Here is a 17,600-nt window from a genome sequence, read left to right on the forward strand (position 1 = left end):
AACAGTTGTCCTTCCGAGGCGGCGCGGATGGATCCGAGCGCACGCATGCCGGACGCCCCGTCAATCGCTAAGCGAAAGCGGGGCACCAAAGGGTCGTGCGAAACGGCAGCATACCCTAAAACACAAACAGAAGTCCACAACTACTTTGCTTGTCAACCTCAACGCATTTTCATTATTACACGCCTCGAAGGGCCTCGTCAATTCGAAAAAATCGTCCACGAGAGGCATCGCCGTAGGGCGCAAGAGTAGGTGGTCCGGCGGAGCGGACGTGAGGGAAAGGGGAAGACCCGCGCCTTTCCACTCTCAACGTATAGCGCACCGGGGGGCTTGCGGCAAGACCCCCGGCATGCCGCATACTCGCTGGCCGAGGCCAGAACCTGCGGAAACGGGGGACAGAATGCGGGTATTGCTGACGACGTACGGCTCGCGCGGCGACGTCGGACCCATGCTGGGACTCGCGGTGCGGCTGCGGGAACTCGGCGCCCCCGACCGCCGCGGACGCCTCCCGGCGCGTGTCCCAGCCGGCCGGACCGCGCCCTGGAGACGGCGCTGACCCCGGGCCCGCCACACGGGCGGGCACCCTGGCCGCGACCATACAACCCAGATTCGCCACCGAAGGACGTGAACCACCTGAACACCAGCGCGTTCGACCTACCCGCCCACCTCGCCCCCAAGGCAGGCCCGGCGCTGATCGCCGACGACGAGCGGCACTTCGCCGCCATCGCGCGCAGCCTTGAGCAGTCGATCGCCGAGCTTTCCGGCCGCCTGGACGCCGAGCGCAGGGCGCCGGGCGGCAAGGGGCGGCAGGCGCTGGACCGGGACCTGGAGATCCACCGGATCTCGGCCCGCCTGCGCGCGCTGCGCCGCTTCGGCCTCGACCTGTGCCTCGGGCACATGGTGAGCGCGGACGGCGCCGAGCCCGTGTACGTCGGCCGGCTCGGCCTCACCGACAGCGACGGCCGCCGGCTGCTGCTCGACTGGCGCTCCCCCGCGGCCGAGCCGTTCTTCGGCGCCACCCACGGCAACCCGATGGGGCTGGCCAGCCGCCGCAGGTACCGCTGGACCCGCGGCCGGATCAGCGACTACTGGGACGAGGTGTTCACCTCCGACGGGTTCGAGGGGCACGCCGCGCTCGACGACCAGTCCGCCTTCATCGCCAGCCTGGGCAGCAGCCGCTCGCCGCGGATGCGCGACGTGCTGGGCACCATCCAGGCCGACCAGGACGCCATCATCCGCGCGGGCTCGCGCGGCGCCCTGGTCGTCGACGGCGGTCCCGGCACCGGCAAGACCGTCGTCGCCCTGCACCGCTCGGCCTATCTCCTCTACTCCGATCCCCGTCTCGGCCACCACCGTGGCGGCGTGCTGTTCGTCGGTCCGCACCAGCCCTATCTGGCGTACGTCGCCGACGTACTGCCGAGCCTTGGCGAGGAGGGCGTGCAGACCTGCACCCTGCGCGACCTCGTCGCCGAGGGGGCGGGGGCGACGGCCGAGGCCGACCCGGAGGTGGCCCGGCTGAAGTCGTCGGCCGAGATGGTGACGGCGATCGAGCCCGCCGTCAGGTTCTACGAGAACCCGCCCGCCAAGCCGATGACGGTCACGACCCCCTGGTCCGACATCCGGCTGGGCGCCGAGGACTGGGCCGAGGCGTTCGAGGCGCCGGACCCCGGCACGCCGCACAACGACGCGCGCGAGCAGATCTGGCAGGAACTGCTCACGATCCTGGTGGACCGGCACGACGGCGAGGCACCCGAGCACCTGCTGCGCAAGTCTCTGACACAGAACAGGGAACTGCGCGAGGTCTTCAACCGCGCCTGGCCGCTGCTCGAAGCGGCCGACCTCGTCGGAGACCTGTGGACGGTGCCCGCCTACCTGCGCCTGTGCGCGCCCTGGCTCAGCATCGACGAGATCCGCACGCTGCAGCGCCAGGACGCGCAGGCCTGGACGGTGTCCGACCTGCCGCTCCTGGACGCGGCCCGCCAGCGGCTCGGCGACCCGGAGGCCGCCAAGCGCCGGCGCCGGCGCAAGGCCGCCGCGGAATCCGAGCGCGCCCACATGGCCGAGGCCATCGACCGCCTGCTGGAGGCCGACGACGACGGTGAGGGCGCGGTGACGATGCTCCACGGAAAGGACCTGCAGGACGCGCTGGTCGACGAGGGCGCGCCACCGGCCAGCGACCTGGACGTGCTGGCCGGGCCGTTCGCGCACGTCGTCGTGGACGAGGCGCAGGAGCTGACCGACGCCGAATGGCAGATGCTGCTGCTCAGGAACCCCTCGCGCAGCTTCACCATCGTCGGGGACCGCGCGCAGGCCAGGCACGGGTTCACCGAGTCGTGGGAGGAACGGCTGAAGCGGATCGGGCTCGACCGGGTCACCCTGGCCTCCCTGAGCGTCAACTACCGCACGCCCGAGCAGGTGATGGCCGAGGCCGAGCCGGTCATCCGGGCCGCGCTGCCCGACGCCAACGTACCGACCTCGATCCGCCGCGGCGACCTGCCCGTGGTGCGCGGACCGGTCTCCGACCTTCAGCAGATCCTCGACACGTGGCTCGCCGGGAGCGCCGACGGGATCGCCTGCGTCATCGGCGACCCCACGTTCCGGGCGACGCCGCGGGTGCGCTCGCTGACGCCGGAGCTGTCGAAGGGGCTGGAGTTCGACCTCGTCGTCCTCGTCGACCCGGACAGGTTCGGCGAGGGCATCGAAGGGGCGGTCGACCGGTACGTCGCGATGACGAGAGCGACGCGGCAGCTCGTCATCCTCACCGGTTCGTAGGGTGCGTGCGCCTCCGGGTCACAGGTTCACGCCTGTGGCCCCGGCGGCGTACGCGCGCAGGTGGCGCTCGGCCAGCGCGGGCGAGAGCGTGGGCACGGCCATCGTGATGTGCAGGCCGTAGCCGTCCTCCAGCGTCACGAGGTTACGCGCGATCGCCAGCGGATCGTCGCTCAGCGTGAACGCGCCGCAGGCGGCGCCCGCCTGCAGGATGGCCGCGTAGATGCCGACCTGCCGCTCGTAGAGCTTGATGTAGGCGGCGGCGCAGGCGGCGTCGCGCCTGGCGATGGCGCCCAGCTCGTACAGCAGGACGCACAGCTCGTCGCGCGGGTCGCCGGGCAGGCCGCTGGAGATCATCGCCGACAGCTGGCGCCGCGGGTCGCTCTCGTGGCGCACGACGGCCTCGCGCTCGTCGCAGAACCGCTCGACGGCCTCGCGGTGCACCTCCCGCAGCAGTTCGGTGAGGCCGGGGAAGTAGTAGAGCACCGAGCCGGAGGACATGCCCGCCTCCTCCGAAACGTCGCGCAGGCGCAGGCCCAGAAGTCCCCGCTCGACGACGCTGCGCCTGGCCGCGGCGATGAGATGGGCGCGCCGCTCGTGGGCGCGGCTCGGTCGTGCCATGGCACCTCGCATTCTTTGAAGGCATCTCAAACTTTAGTCGGCCGCTATTGACTGCGGTTCAGCGGAGTTCTTTGATGCTTGTTAAAAGTATGGAGGCGCGGATGAGCACGTCACAGACCCGTCCCGGTGCCCGGCTCAAGCGCGGGCTGCGCGCGTTCGGAACTCTCCTGATCGTCCTGTCGGCCATCACTCCCGCCTCGTCCGTCTTCATCATCGGCCCGGGCGTGGTCCGGCAGGCCGGGACGGGCGCGTTCTGGAGCTACGTCCTCGCCGCGGTGGTGGGCGTCTTCATGGCCTTCGTCTACGCCGAGCTGTCGTCGGCCTATCCGCTGACCGGCGGCGAGTACACGATCATCGGCAGGACACTCGGCCGGCTGCCCGGTTTCCTGGCGCTGGTTCTGGTCCTGGTCACGCAGCTGCTGATCCTCGCGGTGATCGCCCTGGGCGTCGGCACGTACCTGGGCGTGCTGTTCCCCGGCCTGCACGGTCCCCTCGCGGGCGCGGTCACCGTCGCCCTCGCCGCCGCGGTGGCGGTCTTCGACATCCGCTTCAACGCCGTGGTGACCGGTGTCTTCCTGGCCCTGGAGATGCTGGCCCTGCTCGCGCTGTCGGCCATCGGCGTGCTCAACGTCGAGCGTCCCTTCACCGACCTGCTGGTGAACCCGGTCGCGCCCGACGGCTCCCCCGCCACGCTCGGGCTGATCGCGCTCGCCACCGCCGTGGCGATCTTCTCCTACAACGGGTACGGCTCCGCCGTCTACTTCGGCGAGGAGACCCACGGCGCCCGGCGCAACATCGCCCGGGTCATCCTGTGGGCGCTGGCCATCACCGTGGCCGCCGAACTCATCCCGATCACCGCCGTCCTGCTGTCGGCCGGCAGCCTCGATGGCGGCAACGTGGTCCAGCAGGTCGTCGCCGAGCACGGCGGCGGCACCCTGAACACCCTGATCAGCCTGGGCGTCGCCCTGGCCATCGCCAACGCGGTGATCGCCATCATGCTGCTCACCGCGCGCCTGATCTTCAGCAGCGCCCGCGACGCGACCTGGCCGGCGCGGGTCAACGCCCTCTTCGGCCGCATCCACCCGCGTTTCGGCACCCCCTGGACCGCGACGATCGCCGCCGGCGCGGTCAGCGCGGCGCTCTGCTTCGTGCCGGAGCGCTACCTCCTGGTCGTCACCGGCACGTCCCTGGTGGTGATCTACGCCGCCCTCTGCGTCGCCGTCATCGGCGGCCGCCGCAACGGCAGCACCGCCCACGGCGTCTACCGGATGCCGTTGTACCCGCTGGCCCCCGTGGTGGCCCTGGCCGCGCTGGCGTACGTGATCTACACCAGCGCCATCGACCCCGTGATCGGCCGCCCCAGCCTGATCGTCACCGCCGCCATCCTGGTGGCGGGCACGGTGGTCTACCTCACCGTCGTACGGCCGCGCGGAACCTGGACCCTCCACGACACCGCCGACGACCCCGAATGACCAGCAGAAGCAGGAACTGAACGACAGGTCGATTACGGATCTTCCGCATAACGCTCTAGCATTCCATTATCCGGAATAAGCGAGGGAGGCGTTATGGCGGAGACCCAGTCACCGGTGGGAAGCGTGGACCGTGCCCTGCTGATCCTTCAGGAGATCGGCAGGCACAGCCGCGGAGTCACGCTCGACGAGCTGGCCACGCGGCTCGGGCTGCCCAAGAGTTCGCTGCATCGGCTGCTCGGCGCGCTGAAGCACCGGGGGTTCGCCGCGCAGCCCGAGCCGAGCGGGCCGTACTTCCTGGGCACCGAGATGCTCGCGACCGCGTTCAGGTTCTACGAGAGCATGGATCTGCGCACGCTCGTGCGGCCGTTGCTGCTGCGGCTCAGCGAGGAGTTCGCCGAGACCGTGCACATGGCGACGCTCGACGGCATCGAGGTGGTCTACCTGGACAAGGTCGAGGCGGTGCGCTCGATCACGATGACCTCGGTGGTGGGCGGGCGCAACGCCGCGCACTGCACGGGCGTGGGCAAGGCGCTGCTGGCCTGGACGTACCCGAGCGACGAGGCCATCAAGGGCTGGGCCGAGCGGTTCGGCCCGCTGGCGACCAGGACCCGCAACACGATCACGAACCCGGCGAAGCTGGCCACCCACCTCGATCAGGTACGGCGCCGCGGTTACGCGCTCGACCTGGAGGAGAACGAGCCGGGCGTGCGGTGTGTGGCGGCCCCCCTGTTCCTGGGCAGGACCGCCCCGGTCGCCGCGGTGAGCGTGACCGCGATCAAGGACAGGATGCCCCCGGCGCGGATGGAGGAGCTGGGCAACAGCCTGCGCAAGGCGATCGCCGAGCAGGGCTGACGGTTGACAGCCCGATTCCGGGATGATGGTGTGAGCTGGACGTGGAATTTGATTCTGTATAGCGGAAAGAAGGAGGAACCATGGAGCCGGAGGTCGTCCCCGTGCCGCGGGCGAGCCTGGGTGAGGGACCGCGCTGGGACGGGCACACGGGCACGCTCCTGTGGGTCGACATCCCGGCCGGGCTCGTGCACCGGCTCGATCCGGCCGACGGCTCGCACGAGGTGACCGAGGTCGGCCGGCCGGTGGGCGTGGCGGTGCCCAGGACCGGCGGCGGGCTGGCCTTGGCCGTGAGGGACGGCTTCGCCGTACTGCGGGACGGGGGCGGGCCGCGCGACGAGCGCGGGGTCCGCGACGGGCGCGGGCTGGAGGTGGTCGCGGCGGTCACGGCCGGCGAGCGGCCGGGCAACCGGATGAACGACGGCGCCTGCGACCGCGCCGGGCGGTTCTTCGCCGGGACCAAGGCCGAGGACGACACGCCGGGCGCGGGCGCTCTCTACCGGCTCGACCCCGACGGCCGCTGCGAGCGGGTGCTGGAAGGGGTCTCGATCTCCAACGGCATCGCCTGGAGCCCGGACGAGCGGCTGCTCTACTACGTGGACACCCCGACGGGCCGGGTGGACGTCTTCGACTACGACCCGGCCGGCGGGCGGCTGGCCGGCCGCCGGGTGTTCGCCGAGATCCCGCGCGGCTTCCCCGACGGGATCACGGTCGACGCCACCGGGCATGTGTGGGTCGCCCTGTGGGAGGGCGGCGCGGTCCTGCGCCTGCGGCCCGGCGGGCAGCTCGACCTGGTCGTGGAGGTGCCCGCCGCCAACGTGACGAGCTGCGCCTTCGGCGGCCCCGGCCTCGGCGAGCTGTACATCACCACGGCCTGGGACGGCAGGGCGGGCGGGGAGCTGTGGCGCTGCCGTACTCCCTACACGGGTCTCCCCGCCAACCCCTACCGCGACCTCAGCCCTTGACCGCGCCGGTCAGCGCCTGGACGAACCGGCGCTGGCCGAACAGGAACACCGCGAGCACCGGCAGCGTGGTCAGCACGGTGCCCGCCATGATGGCCGGCCAGTCGGCGCGGTGCTGGCCCTGGAAGGTCGTCAGGCCCACCTGGACCGTGTAGTTGTCCTCCGAGTTGATCGCCACCAGCGGCCAGAACAGGTCGTTCCACGCGGTGATGAACGTGATGACCGCCAGCGCGGCCAGGGCTGGCCTGGCCACCGGCAGCACCACCCGGTAGAACGTCGCCACCCGTGAGCAGCCGTCGATGCGCGCCGCCTCCTCCAGTTCCTTCGGGAAGGACTGGAAGAAGGAGGTCATCAGGAAGATGCCCACGGCCGAGGCGAGCTGCGGAACGATCAGCGCGCCCAGCGTGTCGGTCAGCCCGGCCTTGTTGAAGATCAGGAAGGTCGGGATGACCGTGAGCTGGAACGGGATCAGCGCGGTGGCGATGACCAGGATCAGCACCAGCTTGGAGCCGGCGAACCTGATCCTGGCGAACGCGTAGCCGGCCATGCTGCACAGCACCACCTGGGCCACCACGATCGCGCCCGAGACGATGATGCTGTTGACGAACCAGCGCAGGAAGTTCGAGCGCTCCACGACCGTGCGGTAGCCGCCCAGGTCGATGCTCTCCGGCCAGATCGCCGGGGGGAACCTGTTCAGCTCGGCCTGCGTCATGACCGAGCTGAGCAGCAGCCACACGAACGGCAGGACGACCACCGCCGACATCGGCACCAGGAGCAGATGCCACCTGCCGGACCAGCGCCTCATGTCGTCACCCCCTTGCGCCGCGCGAGCAGCAGGCCGGCGACGATCAGCACCAGGGTTCCGGCGAACAGGGCGTAGGCGACGGCCGCGCCGTACCCGGCGGTGGAGAAGCTGAAGGCGAGCTGCCACACGTAGTAGACGATGGTCACGGTCGCGTTGGCGGGGCCGCCCTTCGTCGTGGTCATGACCAGGTCGAAGAACTGCAGCGCGTCGATCACGCCCCACACCGTGAGGAAGATCGTCATCGGCCGCACCGACGGCACGATGATGTGACGGAACCTGGCCCAGGCGCCGGCGCCGTCGATCGCGGCGGCGTCCAGCACCTCCTTGCTGATCTCCTGGATGGCCGCCAGGTAGATCACCACGGCGAATCCGAAGCGGGTCCAGAAGAAGATCGCCGTGAGCACGAGCATCGCCTGCGAGGGGCTGCTGAGCAGGCCCTGCAGCGGCAGCCCGAGCTTGGCCAGCAGCCCGTTCACCAGTCCGAAGTCGCGGTCGAAGACGAAGCCCATGAGCAGGCCCGTCGCGGTGGCCGACACGACGTAGGGCACCAGGAAGCAGGTCCGGTAGAACCCGATGCCGCGTACCTTCCTGTTCAGCAGCACCGCCACGAGCAGCCCGGCGATGAGCGAGGACGGGATGTACAGCACCAGGAGCAGCCCGGTGTTGCGCAGCGCCTGGAAGAACACCGGGTCGGCCAGCAGCGCCCGGTAGTTGTCCAGCCCGACGTTGCGGCCCGGCGACATCAGGTCGGAGTCGGTGAACGACAGCGCCAGCGCCCAGGCCATGGGGATCAGCGAGAACCCCAGGATGACCAGGGTCGCCGGTCCGGCGAAGGACCACCCGGCGACGTTCTCGCCGAGCTTCCTGCGGTCCTTCTGCCGCCGGTGCTGGCTGGCGGTGGCGCCGAGGGCGGTCGCGCTCATGATCCCGGTACGGCCAGCGCCGCGTCGGCCTTCCTGGCCGCCTCGTCCAGGGCCGTCTTGGCGTCGCTCTTGCCGAGCAGGGCCTGGGCGATGCCCTCGGCGACGAACGCCGACACCCGCGGGTACCGCGTGGTCGGCGGCCGGACCCGCTTGGCGTTGGCCAGGTTGGCCGAGATCACGTCGATGCCCGGGTATTTCTTGAGATAGTCCTGGTAACCGGGCAGCTTGGTGATCGACTCTCGGATGGGCAGCGACCCCGTGTCGCTCATCCACACGAGCTGCCGCTCGGCCGCGGTCAGCCAGGCCAGGAACGTCGCCGCCGCCTTCACCCGGGGCTCGTCGTGCCGGAAGACCACCCAGTTGTCCGGCCCGGAGATGGTCTCGTGGTTGCCGTTCGTGCCGGGCAGCGGAGAGACGCCGTAGTCGACCTTGGCCGCCTGCAGGTCGGGCAGCACCCACGGCCCGGACATGAACATGGCCAGCCGTCCGGACTCGAACAGCTTCTGCCCCTTCTCGGCCGGGCTGGAGTCGAGGTAGAGCGACTTGTCGTCGACGGCCATGGCGCGCAGCCGGTCGAGGGCCTGCTGTCCCTGGGCGGAGTTGAAGACGGCCTTCTTGTGGTCGGGCGTGAGGATGTCGCCACCCGCCTGCCAGACCATCGGCCACAGACCCCAGACCGCCTCCTCGCCACCGCTGATCGGCCAGGTGGCGCCGAAGACGCCGGCCTTGGCGTCGGTGGACCGCTTGGCCATCGCGCGGAAGTCGTCCCAGGTCCAGTCCGGTCCGGGCGGCTTGAGCCCCGCCCCGGCCAGGACCTTCTTGTTGTAGAGGACCACCATGTTGTCGACGACCGCGGGGAAGCCGATGACCTTGCCGTTGACGGTGACGGCCTCGCGTTCGCTGGCCCAGAAGTCCTGCCACTTGACGGCCGGGTCCTTGACGAACTCGGTGAGGTCGGCCGTCTTGGGATTCCTGGCGATGTTGGGCGCCCAGGAGCCGTAGAGGTAGGCGATGTCGGGGTAGGCGTCGGAGGTGAGCGCGGCGGTGATCTTGGGCAGCATGCCGTCCGCGGTGGCTCCCCCGGACTCGGTGTCGACCTTGATGTCCGGGTGGCTCCGGTTGAACTCGGCGACCAGCTTCTCGATCGACTTGGCGGAGGCGTCCTCCTGGCCGTGCCAGATGGTGATCTCCACGGGGCCGTTCGCCGCCGGTTCCTTCCCGCCCGCCCCGCAGCCGGTCACGGCCAGCGCGAGGACGGCGGCGGCGGCCAGGGCCCGCCTCATCGCACACCCTCCGGCATCAGGTCGCCGTGGGCGGCGATCATCTCGTCCACGAGGTCGTGGATCTGCCGGAGCGTGAGGGTCGCCGCGGCGTTGGGGTCGAGCATGGCCGCGTGGTAGACGTGCTCGCGGCGCCCTTCGAGCGCGGCCAGCACGGTCAGCTCGCCCACGTTGAGGAACGTGGTGTTCAGGGCGGCGAGCTGCGGCGGCAGCGCGCCGACCCTGGTCGGGCGCACCCCGGCCCGGTCCACCAGGCACGGAACCTCGACGCAGGCGCCGGCGGGCAGGTTGGCGATCAGCCCGTCGTTGCGCACGTTGCCGTGGATGACCCGGGGCGTGCCGGTCTCGATGGAGTGGATGACCTCGGAGGCGAGCTCCATCGCGGGCTCGATGTCCACGCCCTCCCCCGCGGCCAGCCGCCGCCTGGTCTCCTCGTAGGTGTCGAGGTTCTCCTCCGACCAGCGCAGGTAGATCTCCACGGGGATGCGGAAGTGCGCGACCTGGTCGTCGTGATGGAGGAACCACGGCAGGTACTCCGAGCCGTGCTCGCTGGACTCGGTCGGGAAGTGGCCGAAGCGGCGGTACATCTCCACCCGGACGGTCCTGCGCAGTTCGGGGTCGGCGGCGATGACCTCGTCGAGCGCCGGGTAGAGGTCGCGCCCCTGATGCTCGAACCTCAGGACGAACGCCTGGTGGTTGGCCCCGGCCGTGACGAAGGAGACCTCCTCCTCCGGCACGCCGACCAGCGAGGCCAGGCGGGCCTGGGTGTCGCGGACCGAGTGGCAGAGACCCACCACGTTCGTGAACGGCGTGCCCTGGTAGACCGCGCGCGGGATCATCGCCATCGGGTTGGTGTAGTTGAGCAGGAGCGCGTCCGGCGCCAGTTCGGCCAGGTCGTGGCCCAGCCCCACCATGACGGGGATCGTGCGCAGCGCGCGGAAGATGCCGCCGATGCCGAGGGTGTCGGCGATCGTCTGGCGCAGGCCGTAGCGGCGCGGGATCTCGAAGTCGGTGCGCGTGGCGGCGTACCCGCCGACCGCGATCTCGTTGATCACGTAGTCGGCGCCCTCGACGGCCCTGCGCCGGTCGAGGTGGGCCTCGACCTTGGCGCCCAGGCCCAGCTTGGCGACCATCCAGGCGGCCATGGCCTCCGCGGTGGCCAGCCGTTCCGCGTCGATGTCGTGCAGGACGAGGGTGGTGGAATCCCCCAGTTCCGGAAATGTCAGAATGTCAGAGAGAACGTTCTTGGTGAATTCGACGCTGCCCGCGCCGACGAACACGATGCGTGCCATGGGCCACTTTCCCTCCACAGAGCACGAAGCGGGCGTGGGTCTCCGCTACGTGCGGCAGTATAACCAGCTATCCGTAATACAGACCAGAATTCCATACTGTGGAATGATCACCAGCTCGGAATTCTCGACATCGAGAGAAGGTTGACAACCTCCGATCTTCCTCTGTTTCCTTATCTGCGGAACATGATTCCACAATACGGAATGGAGGGTTGGTGTGTTGATCCATCGCATATCCCGCCTGGCCCTGGCCGCGGCGCTGGCGTTCGTGCCGGCACTGGCCTTCACCGCCGGTGCGACGGCCGAGGCGTCGGGCGGCGCGGCGATCTGGCGGCCGCCGGTGCAGAGCCGCTGGCAGTACCAGCTCCAGGGCAGCAAGGCCCATGCCGCCACCGGCGGCATCAACGTCGGCATCTGCGAGGTGCCGCAGTCCGGCGGCGCCTGCGTACGGCCGAGCGTCTTCGACATCGACCTGTACGTCGACGCCGAGGTGGCGGGCAACAACACCACGCTCAACACCGCGGGCGTCGACGCCATCCACGACAAGGGCGCCAAGGCCATCTGCTACATCGACGCGGGCTCGATCGAGGACTTCCGTCCCGACTACCCGGCCTTCGTCGAGTGGCACGACAGCCACGGCGGGTCGCTGCTGGGCAAGCCGTTCAGCGACGAGTTCCCGAACGAGCGCTGGGCCAACATCAACAACGACAAGGGCCAGCGGGACTTCCTGCTGAAGATGATGGAGGCCCGCGTCGACAAGTGTGTCAGGGCCGGGTTCGACGGGGTCGAGTTCGACGTCGTCCACGCGCACGAGGAGGGCCAGAAGGTCACCGGCTGGAACATCAGCGCGCAGACCCAGCTGACCTACAACAAGGCGCTGGCCGCCATGGCCCACAGGAAGGGCCTGTCCGTGGCGCTGAAGAACGACCTCAGCCAGGTGGAGGAGCTGGTCTCCCACTTCGACTACGCGGTCAACGAGGAGTGCTTCCAGTGGAAGGAGTGCGATGTCCTGTCCGCCTTCGTCAAGGCGGGCAAGCCGGTCTTCCAGGTGGAGTACAAGACCGCGCCGGGCGGCTTCTGCCCCAAGGCCGCCACGCTGAAGTTCAACTCCATCAAGAAGGCGAACGACTACTCGCTCTACGACAAGCCGTACAAGCCGTGTAGGTGAGGGACCGGGGCGGTCCCGCCGGGGGCGGGGCCGCCCGTTCACGCCAGCCTCGGCACGAGCGCGCGGACGTTGCCGGCGTAGACCTTGCCCAGCACGTCATCGGGCAGGTCCAGTCCGCTGATGGTCCACCGGCCCATCAGCGGAGGGTCCTCGGTGGAGTGGGCGAACGCCTCGTCGGCGGTCTCCAGGAAGCGGAAGTGGATCCGGTAGGTCTCCGGGTCCGGCGGGAGGTCGTCGGTGCCGAACAACACGCGGCCCGGATGGCGCATGATCAGCTCGCGCGCCGCCCGCGGCGCCCGGCCCAGCTCGGCGATCCGCGCGGCGATGTCGATGTGGAAGTTGGGGTGCTCGTCGAGCATTGCGCCGACCCAGGCCAGGTTCTCCGGCCAGCATCCGGCGTGCACGCCGATCACGGTGGTGGCCGGATGCATGCCGATCATGGTCTCCATGGCCTCGATCAGCCGCTCGAACGGCGGGAACTCCGGGCCGGAGAACACCCAGCCGGGGTGGGCGGCGAGCTGTTCGAGCCGTTCGTTGCGCTCGTCGACCGGCTCGAAGAACGCCACCGGGTCGGCGGTGTGCAGGGCGATCGGGATGCCCAGCTCCCCCGCCGCGGCCCACAGCGGGCCGAGCCGTACGTCGTCGAGCATGACCAGCTCGCCGCGGTGGTCGCGCACGCGCAGGCCGACGTCCTTCCAGACCTTCAGCCCCGCGGCGCCCTCGGCGACCGAGGCGCGCAGCTGCGCGGCCAGGCGCTCGCCGAAGCCGGGCTCTGCGGTCCGCGACCAGTCGACGTGGCAGAAGGTGGCGAACCTGCCGGGGTGGGCGGCGTCGTAGCGTTCGAGATTGGCGGCCAGCTCCGCGCCCCAGCGGCCGTCGAGGTTGACCATGGCGCGCACGTTGAGCGTGTCCATCTCGGCCAGCAGCGCGGGCACGTCCTTGACCATCCAGTCGCCGTCCTCGCTGAGCCAGCGGCCGAGGTGGGTGTGGGCGTCCACGACGGGCAGCCGGGCCCGCTCCACGAGGTGGACGGGGACCCTGAGCTGCGAGATCGGGCGGTAGTCGGACAGAGGTGTACGCACGGACATGGACGCCTCGATTCAGAAGGTCAGCAGGGCTTTGACGGGGGTGGTGCGCCCGTTCATCAGCGTGGTGAAGATCTCCGCGCCCTCGCCGATCGGGTAGGTGGCCACCCAGCCGAGGTCCCAGCCGGCGACCAGGCCGACGGCGGCGGCGAAGTCGGCGTCGCGGTAGGCGAAGGAGCCGACCACCTGCTTCTCCCCGCGTACCAGCGCGGCGGCGTCGAATCCGGCGGTCGGGTCGGCCAGGCCCAGCCAGACGGCGGTGCCTCCGGGACGCAGCCGGGCCAGCGACTGCTCGTGGGTGCCGGCGGCGCCCACCGCATCGAAGATCACGTCGTACTCTCCGGCCAGCTCCGTCACGGCCGCGCCGGCGCCGAGCCGGCCGGCGATCTCCCGGCGGTGCGCGGAGCGGTCGGCGACCTCGATCCGCGCCGCGCCGCCGGAGACCGCGACCAGCAGGCAGGCCAGGCCGATGGCACCGGCGCCGATCACGCCCACCCGGGCGCCGGCGGGCGCGCCGGCCAGCGACCAGGCGTGCACCGCGTTGGCCGCGGGCTCCACGATCGCGGCCGCCGTCCAGCCGAGCCCTTCGGGCAGCTCGGTCAGCGTGACCGAGGGGACCGCGACCCGCTCGGCGAAGCCGCCGGGCCGGTGCACCCCGACGATCTCCCGCTTCCTGCACACGTTCCGCAGCCCGAGCGCGCACAGGTCGCAGGCGCCGCACGACAGGATCGGGTTCACCACGACCGCCCTGCCGTCGCCGGTACGGCCGGCGAACTCGTGCCCCATCACCAGCGGCGGCACCCGGAACCCGGGGGTCCTGACCCCGTGCAGCTCGCTGCCGCAGATGCCGGAGGTCACCACGTGCACCAGCTCCTCACCGGCGCCGACCTCGGGTTCCGGCACGTCGCGGACCTCCATGGCGCCGGGTCCGGTGAACACCAGGGCCTTCATCGCGCGCCTTCCGTGACGGGGTTGACCAGGACGCCGATGCCCTCGACGCCGGTCTCGACGGTGTCGCCGGGGCGCAGGGAGCGCCGCGGGTTCATGAACTCGCCGCAGCCCCAGGGGGTGCCGGTCAGCACGACGTCGCCGGGTTCGAGGGTGAAGGCGCGCGAGCAGAAGGCGAGCAGCTCGGCCACCCCGAAGAGCATCTCGGCGGTGCTGGAGTCCTGGACGGTCTCGCCGTTGACGCGGGTCCACAGCTTCAGCGCCTGCGGGTCGCCAAGCTCGTCGGGCGTCACGATGACCGGGCCGAGCGGGCAGAAGGTGTCGAGGCTCTTGCCACGGGTCCACTGGCCGTCGGCGAACTGCAGGTCACGGGCGGAGACGTCGTTGGCCACGGTATAACCGGCCACGCCCGCCAGGGCCTCGTCCCCGCTCACGTTCCTGAGCGGCGTGCCGATGACCGCGGCCAGCTCGACCTCCCAGTCCACGCGCCCGGTCAGCCCGGTGTCGATGACGATGGGCTCGCCCGGCCCGATCACGCTGGAGGGGAACTTGGCGAACATCAGCGGCCGCTGCGGCTTGTCCATCCCGGCCTCGCGGATGTGGTCGAGGTAGTTGAGCCCGATCGCCACGATCTTGCCCGGCCGCAGGGGCCGGACGGGCACCGCGGCGTCGAGCGGCCCGGCGGTCCGCACCGTGCCCAGCCCGCCGGCCAGCCCGCCGGCCAGCACGGCCTCCAGCGGGGTGCCCGGGGGCACGTCGAGGGCGTACCAGCGTCCGTCGCGTTCCTCCGCGGCCATGCGGGTCTGTCCGACCCGGACCGTGCCGACTCTCATGCGAGCGCTCCATTCCATGATGCAGAATGCCATTCCGGCTTCGCGAAAAGGACAGCAGTGGAGGGGGCGCCTGTCAAGAGTTGCCTGGAACTGTCCAGCATTCTGTATGGCGGAAAGCTAATGCGCCTGACGGAATGACTGTGTTACGTTCGACGGGTATCGACCTGAGGGGGCGTGATCCATAGATGTATCCAGAAATCGACACCCCTGCCCTGGTCATCGACCTCGACGTGGTCAGGGCCAACGTGAGCGAGATGGCGAAGGTGGCCTCCGCGAACGGCGTCCGTCTCCGGCCGCACGTCAAGACCCACAAGATGCCCGAGCTGGCCAGGATGCAGCTCGAGGCCGGGGCGAGCGGCATCACCTGCGCCAAGCTCGGCGAGGCCGAGGTGATGGCGCAGGCCGGCATCGACGACATTCTGCTCGCGTTTCCGATCTGGGGCCGGCCCAAGCTGCGCCGCCTCGCCGCGCTGCGCGAGCGGGCCAGAGTGCGCGTCAGCCTCGACTCCCCCGAGGTCGCCGCCGAGCTCGGCCGCCTCGGCGGGCCGCCGGTGGAGGTGCTGGTCGAGGTCGACACCGGCCAGCACCGGCTGGGCCGGCCACCGGGCCGGCCCACCGCCGACCTGGTCGCCGAGATCGCCGCGGTCCCCGGCGTGGAGGTCACCGGCCTGCTCACCCTCGCCGGGCACGCCTACCACTGCCGCACCCCTGCCGAGCTCGCCGAGACCGCCCGCCGCGAAGGCGAGGACCTGGTGGCGACCGCCGAGATGTGCGCCCGCGACGGCATCGCGCTGCGCGAGATCAGCGTCGGCTCGACCCCCACCGCCCGCCACGTGGCCGGGGTCGCCGGCGTGACCGAGATCCGGCCGGGCACCTACATCTTCAACGACACCGCCATGATGCGCCTCGGCGTCGCCGCCGAGGAGAACACCGCGGCCAGGATCCTCACCACGGTGATCGGCCGGCCGGCGCCCGAGCGGGTCGTGTGCGACGCGGGCACCAAGTGCCTCACCTCCGACGGGTACGGCACACCGGGCTGGATCCGCGCCGTCGGCCTGCCGTACCTGAGGATGGAGTTCTTGAACGAGGAGCACGGCGTGGCCCTTCTGGAGCCCGGCCACCACCGTGAGCTGCCGGTCGGTTCGCGGATGGGGCTGATTCCCAGCCATGCTTGCTCTGTCGTCAACCTCTTCGACATCGCCTACGGCGTCGAGGACGGGGAAGTCATCACCGAACTGCGCGTCGCCGCCCGCGGGGCCGTGCGCTGAAAGGAGGCAGCATGCGCGGCCTGGCCGGCAAGCGGGTGCTGATCAGCGGGGGCAGCAGCGGCATCGGCGCCGCCACCGCCCGCAGGTTTCTCGAAGAGGGCGCCAGGGTCGTGCTCGGCGGCCTCGACGAGGCCGAGGTCGACGCCGCGGTGACCGGGCTCGCGGCGCTCGGCGAGGTGAGCGGGCTGGCCGGCGACATCAGCGCGGAGGCCGACGTGGCCCGCCTGGTCGACGGCGCCGTCGCGGCGCTGGGCGGGATCGACGTCCTGGTCAACAACGCCGGTACGGCCTGGCGCGAGCCGTTCCTGGAGATCACCCCGGGGCACTGGGACCGGATCATCTCGGTGAACCTGCGCGGCATGTTCCTGGTCGCCCAGGCGGTCGCCCAGCACATGGTGGAGCGCGGTTCCGGCGGGGTGATCCTGAACATGTCCTCCACCAACGGCCTGGGCGGCGAGGCCGACTACGCGCACTACAACGCCTCCAAGGGCGGAGTGCTCCTGCTGACCAGGACGATGGCGGTGGAGCTCGGCAAACACGGCATCCGGGTCAACGCGCTGTGCCCCGGCTACATCCAGACGCCGCTGAACTCCGCCATCTCCTCCGGCCTGGCCGGCGACTTCGTCTCCGCCTACGCCCGCGACCACATCCCGCTCGGCCGGGCGGGGCTGGCCGAGGAGGTCGCCGCCGCGTACGCCTTCCTGGCCTCCGACGACGCCGCATTCATCCACGGCACCGAGCTCGTCATCGACGGCGGCCAGCTGGCGATCATGTGAGCGGGCCCGCCGGACGGTAGCGCAGCCACAACACGCCCGACCGGTACGGCGTCGCGGCCACGAGCTGGAGCCGGATCGGGCCGACGCCGTCGAAGACGCGCGGGCCCGGCGACCAGAGGTAGGGGTTGACCCAGAACCAGAACTCGTCGACGAAGCCGCGCCTGGCCAGCGTGTGCGCGAGCTCGCCGCAGCCGGAGACGACCAGGTTGCCGCCGTGGGTGTCCTTCAGCTCGGGCACGGCCTCGTCGAGCTCGCCCTTGATCAGGGTGGCGTTCCACTCCAGCGGGCCGGGCCGGGTCCGGGAGGCGACGTACTTGGGCATGCCGTTGATGCGCTTGGCGTAGCGGCCGAGGGCGGGGTCGCCGCCGAGGTGGGGCCAGACGGCGGCCAGGCCCTCGTAGGTCTTGCGGCCGAGCACCAGCGCGTCGGCCAGCAGGAGTTGTTCGAGCGAGGCGTCACCGCTGTCGTTGTCCGGCTCCAGCCAGGTGTCAGGGGCGGGCGAGTCGAACACGCCGTTGACGGTGATCATGTTGTGCACGATGAGCTTTCCCATGG

General features: G+C 70.6%; 16 protein-coding genes. 7 read left to right on the forward strand and 9 right to left on the reverse strand.

Annotated elements, in window-relative coordinates; all coding sequences use genetic code 11:
• Window positions 1–621: 621 nt before the first annotated feature.
• Window positions 622–2,769 (forward strand): RNA polymerase recycling motor ATPase HelR, encoded by a 2,148-nt coding sequence (gene helR / locus ACIBKY_RS08880; RefSeq protein ID WP_397095672.1) that lies wholly within the window; start codon window positions 622–624, stop codon window positions 2,767–2,769.
• A gap of 18 nt (window positions 2,770–2,787) precedes the next feature.
• On the opposite strand, the gene ACIBKY_RS08885 is transcribed toward helR, so the two are convergent.
• Entirely contained in the window at window positions 2,788–3,387 is a 600-nt protein-coding gene (locus tag ACIBKY_RS08885; RefSeq protein WP_397095673.1) for a TetR/AcrR family transcriptional regulator, read from the reverse strand.
• 101 nt (window positions 3,388–3,488) lie between these two features.
• Between ACIBKY_RS08885 and ACIBKY_RS08890 the strand changes: the two genes are divergently transcribed.
• The 3 genes from ACIBKY_RS08890 (at window position 3,489) to ACIBKY_RS08900 (ending at window position 6,673) form a co-directional block, all read left to right on the forward strand.
• Window positions 3,489–4,859, forward strand: a complete 1,371-nt coding sequence (locus ACIBKY_RS08890) for an APC family permease (RefSeq protein ID WP_397095674.1) — start codon at window positions 3,489–3,491, stop codon at window positions 4,857–4,859.
• 93 nt (window positions 4,860–4,952) lie between these two features.
• Window positions 4,953–5,711, forward strand: a complete 759-nt coding sequence (locus ACIBKY_RS08895; RefSeq protein WP_397095675.1) for an IclR family transcriptional regulator — start codon at window positions 4,953–4,955, stop codon at window positions 5,709–5,711.
• Between the two features lie 80 nt (window positions 5,712–5,791).
• Window positions 5,792–6,673, forward strand: coding sequence for an SMP-30/gluconolactonase/LRE family protein (locus tag ACIBKY_RS08900; RefSeq protein ID WP_397095676.1), 882 nt, complete (start codon window positions 5,792–5,794; stop codon window positions 6,671–6,673).
• Here ACIBKY_RS08900 and ACIBKY_RS08905 read toward each other — a convergent pair.
• The 4 genes from ACIBKY_RS08905 to ACIBKY_RS08920 are packed head-to-tail and all read right to left on the reverse strand — an operon-like array spanning window position 6,663 to window position 10,970.
• Window positions 6,663–7,475, reverse strand: coding sequence for a carbohydrate ABC transporter permease (locus ACIBKY_RS08905; RefSeq protein ID WP_379627200.1), 813 nt, complete (start codon window positions 7,473–7,475; stop codon window positions 6,663–6,665). The genes ACIBKY_RS08900 and ACIBKY_RS08905 overlap by 11 nt on opposite strands.
• The gene (locus ACIBKY_RS08910) at window positions 7,472–8,398 is read right to left on the reverse strand and encodes a carbohydrate ABC transporter permease (RefSeq protein WP_397095678.1); all 927 of its coding nucleotides are present in this window, start codon (window positions 8,396–8,398) and stop codon (window positions 7,472–7,474) included. Before ACIBKY_RS08910 ends, ACIBKY_RS08905 begins: the two co-directional genes overlap by 4 nt.
• Complete coding sequence (locus ACIBKY_RS08915; protein ID WP_397095679.1) at window positions 8,395–9,681, reverse strand: ABC transporter substrate-binding protein; 1,287 nt, start codon at window positions 9,679–9,681, stop codon at window positions 8,395–8,397. The genes ACIBKY_RS08910 and ACIBKY_RS08915 overlap by 4 nt, the downstream gene beginning before the upstream one ends.
• Window positions 9,678–10,970 carry an alpha-glucosidase/alpha-galactosidase gene (locus tag ACIBKY_RS08920; RefSeq protein ID WP_397095681.1) on the reverse strand — a complete coding sequence of 431 codons (1,293 nt, stop codon included), beginning with the start codon at window positions 10,968–10,970 and terminating at the stop codon, window positions 9,678–9,680. Before ACIBKY_RS08920 ends, ACIBKY_RS08915 begins: the two co-directional genes overlap by 4 nt.
• A gap of 214 nt (window positions 10,971–11,184) precedes the next feature.
• Between ACIBKY_RS08920 and ACIBKY_RS08925 the strand changes: the two genes are divergently transcribed.
• Window positions 11,185–12,135: an endo alpha-1,4 polygalactosaminidase gene (locus tag ACIBKY_RS08925; RefSeq protein ID WP_397095683.1), complete on the forward strand. Its 951-nt coding sequence runs from the start codon at window positions 11,185–11,187 to the stop codon at window positions 12,133–12,135.
• A gap of 38 nt (window positions 12,136–12,173) precedes the next feature.
• Here the strand turns inward: ACIBKY_RS08925 and ACIBKY_RS08930 are convergent, their stop codons facing one another.
• From ACIBKY_RS08930 to ACIBKY_RS08940, 3 genes are read right to left on the reverse strand one after another with little or no spacing between them, the layout of a single operon-like run.
• A complete protein-coding gene (locus ACIBKY_RS08930) occupies window positions 12,174–13,223 on the reverse strand; it encodes an amidohydrolase family protein (protein ID WP_397095684.1) in 1,050 nt (349 codons plus the stop codon).
• A 12-nt stretch (window positions 13,224–13,235) separates the two neighbouring features.
• The gene (locus tag ACIBKY_RS08935; RefSeq protein WP_397095685.1) at window positions 13,236–14,171 is read right to left on the reverse strand and encodes a zinc-binding dehydrogenase; all 936 of its coding nucleotides are present in this window, start codon (window positions 14,169–14,171) and stop codon (window positions 13,236–13,238) included.
• On the reverse strand, window positions 14,168–15,001 hold the full coding sequence (locus ACIBKY_RS08940) for a fumarylacetoacetate hydrolase family protein (RefSeq protein ID WP_397095687.1): 834 nt from the start codon (window positions 14,999–15,001) through the stop codon (window positions 14,168–14,170). Before ACIBKY_RS08940 ends, ACIBKY_RS08935 begins: the two co-directional genes overlap by 4 nt.
• 185 nt (window positions 15,002–15,186) lie before the next feature.
• Here ACIBKY_RS08940 and ACIBKY_RS08945 point away from each other — a divergent pair, with 185 nt between their 5' ends.
• Together ACIBKY_RS08945 and ACIBKY_RS08950 are read left to right on the forward strand one after the other, a co-directional pair.
• Window positions 15,187–16,269, forward strand: a complete 1,083-nt coding sequence (locus ACIBKY_RS08945; RefSeq protein WP_397095688.1) for an alanine racemase — start codon at window positions 15,187–15,189, stop codon at window positions 16,267–16,269.
• Between the two features lie 11 nt (window positions 16,270–16,280).
• Window positions 16,281–17,045 (forward strand): SDR family NAD(P)-dependent oxidoreductase, encoded by a 765-nt coding sequence (locus ACIBKY_RS08950; protein ID WP_397095690.1) that lies wholly within the window; start codon window positions 16,281–16,283, stop codon window positions 17,043–17,045.
• Here the strand turns inward: ACIBKY_RS08950 and ACIBKY_RS08955 are convergent.
• Complete coding sequence (locus tag ACIBKY_RS08955) at window positions 17,038–17,598, reverse strand: dihydrofolate reductase family protein (protein ID WP_397095691.1); 561 nt, start codon at window positions 17,596–17,598, stop codon at window positions 17,038–17,040. The two genes, ACIBKY_RS08950 and ACIBKY_RS08955, sit on opposite strands and share 8 nt — an antisense overlap.
• Window positions 17,599–17,600 lie beyond the last annotated feature (2 nt).

The sequence above is a fragment of the Nonomuraea sp. NPDC050394 genome (assembly GCF_044459065.1).
Taxonomy (GTDB): domain Bacteria; phylum Actinomycetota; class Actinomycetes; order Streptosporangiales; family Streptosporangiaceae; genus Nonomuraea.